The organism is Microcystis sp. M49636_WE2 (genome assembly GCF_030065375.1).
Lineage (GTDB): Bacteria > Cyanobacteriota > Cyanobacteriia > Cyanobacteriales > Microcystaceae > Microcystis > Microcystis aeruginosa_C.
The window spans coordinates 1-7,279 of the sequence record NZ_JASJFG010000767.1; the positions used below are offsets into that span (position 1 = coordinate 1).

A 7,279-nucleotide genomic window follows, 5' to 3' on the forward strand; every position below is an offset into this window, starting at 1 on the left:
CAGCAGCTTGATCATGCGGTCTTGCAAGACGGTTTCACCAATGATGACAACCAGTACAGCCGGTTTAATGGGTAGGGATGAGGATGACATGGGCAACTCCTAAAATGGGTTTTTCAAAGACAATGTTATTGACATCCTCACCACGCTACTTTTTTAGGATGGTCGCGTCAATGGGGTTGACGCAGATAGCGAAAAACGCTTAATTGCTTAAGTCTGACTCTTTCGACCCGTCCGTTTTGAGTGTCCGAATGCCGGACGGCCACTTTGAACAAGTCGAAAAAATCTCATCTTCAACCTTATTTCCTAGAAAGTTTTACTCGTTCAAGGCCGAATTTGAAGTCTTTTCTGAACGAAACCCCCTACTATCTGTGGTCAGGGTTCAGTTTTTAGCTTGGTTATCGCTTTTTTCATTGTAGCTTAAAGCCGTCCTCAAAGGACGGGGTTTTCAAGCCAAATTTTCGATAATAGAATACCTGACTGGGGTACGCTCAAGAGATGGCGATCGCCTCTGTTGTCGGTATCAAAATATTCTCGGAAATCGGCTTGGCATCGGGTAAGTAGTCCATAAAAAGCCTCATCTGATTCATTTGTACGGGACCAAAAATAGTGGCAAAAGAAACATCGGCGGCATCTCGTCCTGTGCCAACGCGAATTAGCCCGCTCTGAGGCACAAGGCGGGTAGGATCGAAAAGATACCAGCGACCCCCTAGATAAGCCTCAAACCAGGCATGAAAATCGGGGGGATTTAAACCATAGGCGTAGCCGGAAACAAAGCGTGCCGGAATGTTCAAAGCTCGACAAAAAGCAATGCCTAAATGGGCAAAATCACGACAAACGCCTACCCGTTCTATCGCTGTATCGCAAGCAGAAGTTAAAGAATCACTGCTACCAGAGAGATACAAAACATTGTCATAAATCCAGTTACAGATAGCTGTCACCCTGGAATAACCAGGGACTAAATGGCCAAATTCAGCCGCGACAAAGCGCAATAATCGATCTGACTGACAGTAACGACTCGGATAAAGATAGTACAAGATATCGAGGGGTAAATCGGCCGGCTTTACTTCAAAAATCGTACTGGGGTCTGAATAATAAGGAGATAAGCCAACGGTTGCTCGATAGGAAATTTGCAAATTGCCAGGAGGGGCATTGAGTCGAAAGTATCGATTTCCACTGACAGAAGTGATGTATTCCTCAATCGACCGTTGAGAGTTAGAATGGAGGTCTTCCTGAACAATAATCTGATGGTTGTTGCTGACAATAGCAATATTAAAAATCAGAGTGCTTGCTTGCTCAATGCTGTAGGTTAATTCACAGCCAAGCTCATACTTTAGCATATCGTTTTTCCCTGTCCTTTCAATACGAGCAGATGCTGGAGCCGAAGCCGATTGTAACGCTGCACCCATAAACAAGGCAGGTTGAAGGCTGTTCCCACGGCGAGGTTTACCAGCACACCCCAGCCAGGAGTCCAGAGCATCGTCACTAACCAAAACAGCCAGATGGCGATGTGAACGTATTCCGCGCGACGGGTTTCAGCCAAAAAACGGGACATTACGGCACAGTCCCCACCGCCAACGGATGTTTTGCGAAAACCTCCCGGGAAGAAATCCCCTGCTTCTGGCAACCGATCCTTCCATCGCTTGATCCGCAGTACCCGATTGTACCATTGTCTATCTTCCCCCCAGGGTCGTGGCCGGGTCAGGCAGGTGTCCGTTTCTAGGAATTTCAGGGGAAGTCGATGACCGACAAAACCGATCAAAAGTGACCAGGCTGTCCAACCGACCACACAAAGCCCGACAATTACCCCATCCGGTAACTGTAGTATAGATAATCTCATTCATTCACCTTGCCATCGGGTACTTATCCTTCGTCCTTTCCATTCGATTTGACCACGTTCGAGATTCAGAATTGCCAGCAGGAACACTGCAATGAAGAAGGCAACCGGAATGGGGAAGAAAAAGACGATTGCTCCGAATGAACCCACTGGCCATACAATTATGGCTAACTGTATGGCGAAGGCAAGATAAAGCAGTACGTTATATAGTAAGGATGAATTCCCGACAATCGGCCAGCCGAATAGGGATGCGGGCAGACACCAAGCCGCCCAGAACAACCCTGAAAGCCAGAACACAACCGCCAGCATCCGCAGCCAAGAGACTTCCCCTGCTGCGGTAGCAAAGTTTTTGTCGAAACCAACAACCAAGTCCCGCAGCCCGCCGGGGTACATCCGATAGTCCAGTTGGCCATGACCAATGTATGCACTCACTGGCAGTCCCGCACTCTCATAAATATGAGCCATGAACCAGTCTTCTACAACATATCCTGCCACAGCGTCGTGGCCGCCGACCCGCTCATAGTCATCCTTGCTGGTAGCCATAGCCGGTCCAAAAGCCACACCACCTCTTGCTCCCAGTTTGACGGCCATCAAGCCGACGAGATTGAACAGAACCGCTAACAGTTCGTAGGGGCGTTCAGTGCGGTGATAGGGCTGAACTGAGACCAGACCACCTAAGTGTTGAACAGTTGCCACCAGCCTGCGGAGCAGCTCCTCCCCTGGCTCAGTGTCGGCATCGAGAAAGACGAGAATATCGCCAGATGAGGCTGCATATCCGGTTTTGAGTGCCCAGTTTTTCCCTGTCCAACCTGTGGGCAAAGGGCTAGTCTGCACTACTTTCACCCCGGCCTGTTCGGCGATCTGTGGGGTAGCATCGGCGGACTGGTCATCGATGACAATGATTTCGTAGGGCTTGAATGTTTGCTGCTTTAAGGCTGTTAGCAAATTAGGGAGGGTACTCTCTTCATTCCTCGCCGGAATCAAGACCGAGACTTTAGGCGAACCGACGACTGAAAGGTCTGGAAGTCGCGGCAACCGCCACATCAATCCCCAGCCTATTAGCCAGCGCACCACCAGTGTGATGGACATCAGATCCATAATAATTCAACCTTTCCTTCCGTCTAGAACATCACTCACCTACCGATACGAATTCCCTTGAGAAAACTCAGCAATCCGAACACCTTAAGAATCCACAAAACGAGGGCGATGACAACCACAATGTTCAGGATTTGCTTGATCTTGCTGTCCATCGGAATGTAGTTGTTCACGAGCCACAATAGAACCCCAACCACGATGATAACTACCATAAACTGTACCAGATCCATGACTGATCTCCTTTCTCCGATCTAATGAGTTTCGTCAAGCATTTTATTCTCTTCATTATTATATATGCTCGTTTATATATGCTCGTTAGGTGGCCCAAGCAATCGCACACAATTCTTGAAGATACGCAATAAATCTACAAGATATCCTCATGGAATAGCAATTAGGAGATAAATATTAAATTTTTCAAGTTAGTATACAGAATATGAACTATCTGTTTACAGGTTCGCACAAAACAATGTTAACGGACAAATGTTCATCACTAACAGCCCTGATTGAAAAACACTTTGGCACTCTAAAAGACCCTGGATCGTTACACAACATTGAGAATTTGCTGATAGATATTATTGCGATTAATATCTGTGCAACCATTTGTGGGGCGAACAACTGGGAAGCAGTTGCTGCCTATGGTATAACCAAATATGAATGGCTAAAAACTTTTCTAGCTCTGCCTAATGGGATTCCCTCTCATGATACATTTATCCGATTATTTGCCCGTTTAAAATCAGAAGAACTCCAGTCATGCTTTATTAGTTGGATGCAAGCAGTTCATCAGGTGACCAATGGAGAACGCTTAAATGTGGACGGGAAAACCTTACGAGGGGCAAAAGAACGAGGAAATAACCGAAGTTTAATTCCTATGGTAAGTGTCTGGTCAGCCACTAATCATTTGGTACTTGGTCAACGAAAAGTCGCTGAAAAATCCAATGAGATTACTGCTATTCCTGAATTATTGAAGATTTGAGAAATTCGAGGTTGTTTAGTAAGTATTGATGCCATGGGATATCAAACTGAAATTGCCTCTACAATTATTGAGCAAGGCGCTGATTATGTATTAGCATTGTGAAAGGCTGATCTGCCAAGCATTATACCCTCAGTTATCTTTTGTTATCGTTTGAGTCCCGCTAAATAGGGCTTGCTGAATAATGGTAAAACCCTTTTAAAATAAGGCTTTTGACCTGTTAAAATCCGATGTTCATGCTGCGAAAATAGGATTGGGACATTCAAAAACCTTGCATTATCCTTTTTTTAGTACATAAACCAGTACAAAAAAGAGGGCAACAAAGCCTGAAACGACCGGCTATTGACGACCGACGACCGACTCCTAACCCCACCAACAAACTTTTTCAGCAAACCCTAAATAAGCAATTCGACTCACCACTACTTCCAGATCGCTACCCCATAGTCTATCCCTTTCCTGGCGTTACTGGGTTTTCTGCGTTTGCTCCAGATATTTCTGCACACTCTGTCCCATCTGCACCAGATTCGGTTCAATCTTTTTGGCCAGAAGCTCTTCGACTAGGTGAACTAAGCGACTGAGCAAGAAGGGGGGCACACTGTGAACTGCGCTGAGGTCAATCCTCACTTCGACTCGGCTTTCCACCAATGTGCAATTGCCTCGATCCAGAAAGCGGTTCTTGCCAGCGCAAAACACCGCCTCTCGGTAGGCATGGGTTTCAATTTGCCAGTCTACAGTAAACTCATTGTTGTCCCAGATATCGTATTCCGTCCAAGTGAACAGTTCTTCACTCAAAAGTGCCCGAGCAGCGGCTGGGATGTCCCCACCCCCATGCCACTCCAGCACCAGTCGCACCAGTCGCTCCGCTTCCTGGCGAGACTTGAGTTGCAGCGATCGCACATTGGGCAGATACGGCCCCAACTCCATCAGCTTGTCCCGATAGGTGGCATAAACCAAGGATCGAGAAAACGACACCTGTGAATCAACGGAAATTTTGATCATCTTTGGGCTCCAACGGCATGGGGCAAGATATGCAGTTTAACGCGGGTATGAACTACTTGTACATCTTCAACCCCTATCCGCCCGAATACTCCGACCCCGTTTAACTCCTCCTTCCACGGCGTTCAAACAACCGTTCGACCTTGGGAATTAAGGATAAGATTCCCAAGGCTAAGAGAGTGCTGAGAATGGCCGTCGCTTCTCGCCCCATCCCTGCCGCTACGCCGATGGCCGCCGTTAGCCATATGCCCGCCGCCGTGGTCATCCCCTTAGCCTCCTCTTGGTGCCTTCCTATAATGATCGATCCGGCCCCAAGGAATCCCACCCCAGCGATCAAACCCTGCAACACACGAGTTAAATCTGCGATCGATGCCCCAGATTGTTGAGGAATGAGGACGAAGAGTGCTGCCCCGAAAGAAACCAGCATATGCGTTCGCAACCCTGCCGCCTTGCCCTTGATCTCCCGATCGTACCCCAGTAGACCACCAAGGATCGCCGCAAGCAAGAAACGTAAAATGATGCGGATAATTTGAGCCACATCGGTGATCTCGGAGAATTCCGATAGCACAGTATTCCATATCACTTGCCACACACCCGTAGTCCCTCCTTACTTTGGCTGTACTTCATTCTACAAAGTTGGCTGTAATTTCTTTATTGATGTCCGATCGTTCTACCGATAGATTGCATCATCAATCGTGACTCGGAAAAACTCACCCTCTGACTCAAACCGCTCAGTGCCAAAGTACCATCCAATCCGCAGACGGGTCGGAATGGTATAGCCACAGAATGTGCCTTCTTCCTCTATAATTCCACCGAAGTCCACATAATGAGACTTAGACAAAAAACAAATCGAGAAAAGCCTCAACTCCAATCCCCGCTTGGGATTTACTTTGAGAAGCCCAAAATCGCTGAAACCCAGATATATCAAGGAAAATCATAAATCGAGGTTAACCCTTTGTCCCGTAATGGTTTGAGCCTTTTTTGCTGACCGAAAACGCCTAAGTCCCATTAACATCAATCACTCGAATCGCTTCGCACTCGCAAAGATTACACTGGACTTTACCCAAACTTTCAACTCCCGAACAAGGGCAATCTGGTCGCGATTTGATGCCTCTACTGACTTGGTAGTTATGGCTGGCTCGTGAGATAGTACAAGATAATCCTTTACCTTGGCAGAAGCCTCTTCCACAAAACTCTCTGACTCCTGGAAGGGTCGCTCAGGGTTTTGGGGCAATTTTAGCGGTGATTGGTACACCCGCCTGTTTCCCCAAAACCCGAGGAAAATCCCAGGGCTGGCCTAAAGGCAAAAAACGGACTCCAAAAATCCCTTATCCTACGGTCAAAAAACGCTATTCTGCCCCGCCTAAATCGAAAAAGACCGCATCTTAATCCTTCATCGTGCTTTTTATCTCTTTCTCAGTCTTTTATCCCTATTTGTGCCAATTTGGGCTGCAAATTAGTCTAAACAGAAGTTATGATTCTTATTTAACCATCTTTTAACGGCCGCATTTTCACAGTCTTGTTTTTGATGCCCATCTTGTTTTTTTAATGAATTCTGGCTCTAAATTAATTACTTGTTTTTGATTAGGAGAAACCACCCTAGGTGTGACACAGCCATGAAAATAAGTTGTAGTTCCCTTTCGATGATTACGACAATTACAATGAGGGCAATTAATTTTCTTAGATGAGAAATTTCTGTGCCATCTAATGCCACTAAAATTTCTCCATCTAAGTAGAGAAACTTTTTCAAAACTCCCTTTTCCTTTAACCATTGATAGACTTTTTGAAAAGTCCTAGAGACAGTAGAGGCTGGCACTGGCTCTGGCTCTAACAGATTTCTTATTTGATTATCCCTAGGAATTTTTTCAATTGAAAATAAACTTTCAGCATTATCTTTTCCCTTATTGCTTTTTATTAAACGTTGATGGTATAAAAAAGACGGCGACTGAGTAAAAAAGACTGAAAATGCAGCCATCACGGCATCTTATACCTGATATTTTGTATTATTTCCAGGTTTCCTCTCATCGGGTAAATCATGTAATTCTTGACGTAAAAATTGCATTAATTCCGAAATTTCTAGGGTTGCCGCTTTTTGAGCCATCTTGGAATAATTTGACGTGCTGGTGGATTTCTAACTCACCCATTTTACCTTAGCTGACAATAATTATAAATTTTTATTTCCCTTGAATTCCTTATTCTAAAAACAGAACTATCTTCCTGAATTTACCCCGTTCGTTCTCAGCCAATCCCTTTGATTGCTTGAGTATTTATACTTAATTTATCCAACCAATTGTTTTTTTAGTGATCGCCTCTCCCTGAAAAATAGTCACTTTCTACTATATTTTGCCTTCCAAAATCGGGGTTAATGCTCTATTTATTTCAAA

6 protein-coding genes and 3 pseudogenes are annotated in these 7,279 nt (G+C 45.5%); 2 read left to right on the forward strand and 7 right to left on the reverse strand.

Features of this window, described 5'->3' with window-relative positions; translation table 11 throughout:
• Nucleotides 1–488 precede the first annotated feature (488 nt).
• Genes PX484_RS17570 through PX484_RS17585 form a run of 4 tightly spaced genes read right to left on the reverse strand, consistent with a single transcriptional unit; the run spans nucleotide 489 to nucleotide 3,159 of the window.
• Entirely contained in the window at nucleotides 489–1,337 is an 849-nt protein-coding gene (locus PX484_RS17570) for a transglutaminase-like domain-containing protein (RefSeq protein ID WP_002803211.1), read from the reverse strand.
• Nucleotides 1,331–1,837 (reverse strand): glycosyl-4,4'-diaponeurosporenoate acyltransferase CrtO family protein, encoded by a 507-nt coding sequence (locus tag PX484_RS17575; protein WP_002799014.1) that lies wholly within the window; start codon nucleotides 1,835–1,837, stop codon nucleotides 1,331–1,333. Before PX484_RS17575 ends, PX484_RS17570 begins: the two co-directional genes overlap by 7 nt.
• Nucleotides 1,838–2,932 carry a glycosyltransferase family 2 protein gene (locus PX484_RS17580; RefSeq protein ID WP_008206545.1) on the reverse strand — a complete coding sequence of 365 codons (1,095 nt, stop codon included), beginning with the start codon at nucleotides 2,930–2,932 and terminating at the stop codon, nucleotides 1,838–1,840.
• Between the two features lie 35 nt (nucleotides 2,933–2,967).
• Complete coding sequence (locus PX484_RS17585) at nucleotides 2,968–3,159, reverse strand: Thivi_2564 family membrane protein (protein WP_016515447.1); 192 nt, start codon at nucleotides 3,157–3,159, stop codon at nucleotides 2,968–2,970.
• Nucleotides 3,160–3,395: 236 nt separating this feature from the next.
• Here PX484_RS17585 and PX484_RS17590 point away from each other — a divergent pair.
• A pseudogene (locus tag PX484_RS17590) lies at nucleotides 3,396–4,001 on the forward strand (ISAs1 family transposase); the annotation flags it as partial.
• Nucleotides 4,002–4,361: 360 nt separating this feature from the next.
• On the opposite strand, the gene PX484_RS17595 reads toward PX484_RS17590, so the two are convergent.
• Together PX484_RS17595 and PX484_RS17600 are read right to left on the reverse strand one after the other, a co-directional pair.
• Complete coding sequence (locus tag PX484_RS17595) at nucleotides 4,362–4,898, reverse strand: hypothetical protein (protein ID WP_002803214.1); 537 nt, start codon at nucleotides 4,896–4,898, stop codon at nucleotides 4,362–4,364.
• 100 nt (nucleotides 4,899–4,998) lie between these two features.
• The gene (locus PX484_RS17600; protein ID WP_004159254.1) at nucleotides 4,999–5,487 is read right to left on the reverse strand and encodes an MgtC/SapB family protein; all 489 of its coding nucleotides are present in this window, start codon (nucleotides 5,485–5,487) and stop codon (nucleotides 4,999–5,001) included.
• Nucleotides 5,488–5,908: 421 nt separating this feature from the next.
• Between PX484_RS17600 and PX484_RS17605 the strand changes: the two are divergent.
• Nucleotides 5,909–6,284: pseudogene (locus PX484_RS17605) on the forward strand (NF041680 family putative transposase); the annotation flags it as partial.
• Nucleotides 6,285–6,369: 85 nt separating this feature from the next.
• On the opposite strand, the pseudogene PX484_RS17610 reads toward PX484_RS17605, so the two are convergent.
• A pseudogene (locus tag PX484_RS17610) lies at nucleotides 6,370–6,996 on the reverse strand (ISNCY family transposase); the annotation flags it as partial.
• Nucleotides 6,997–7,279: the final 283 nt, after the last annotated feature.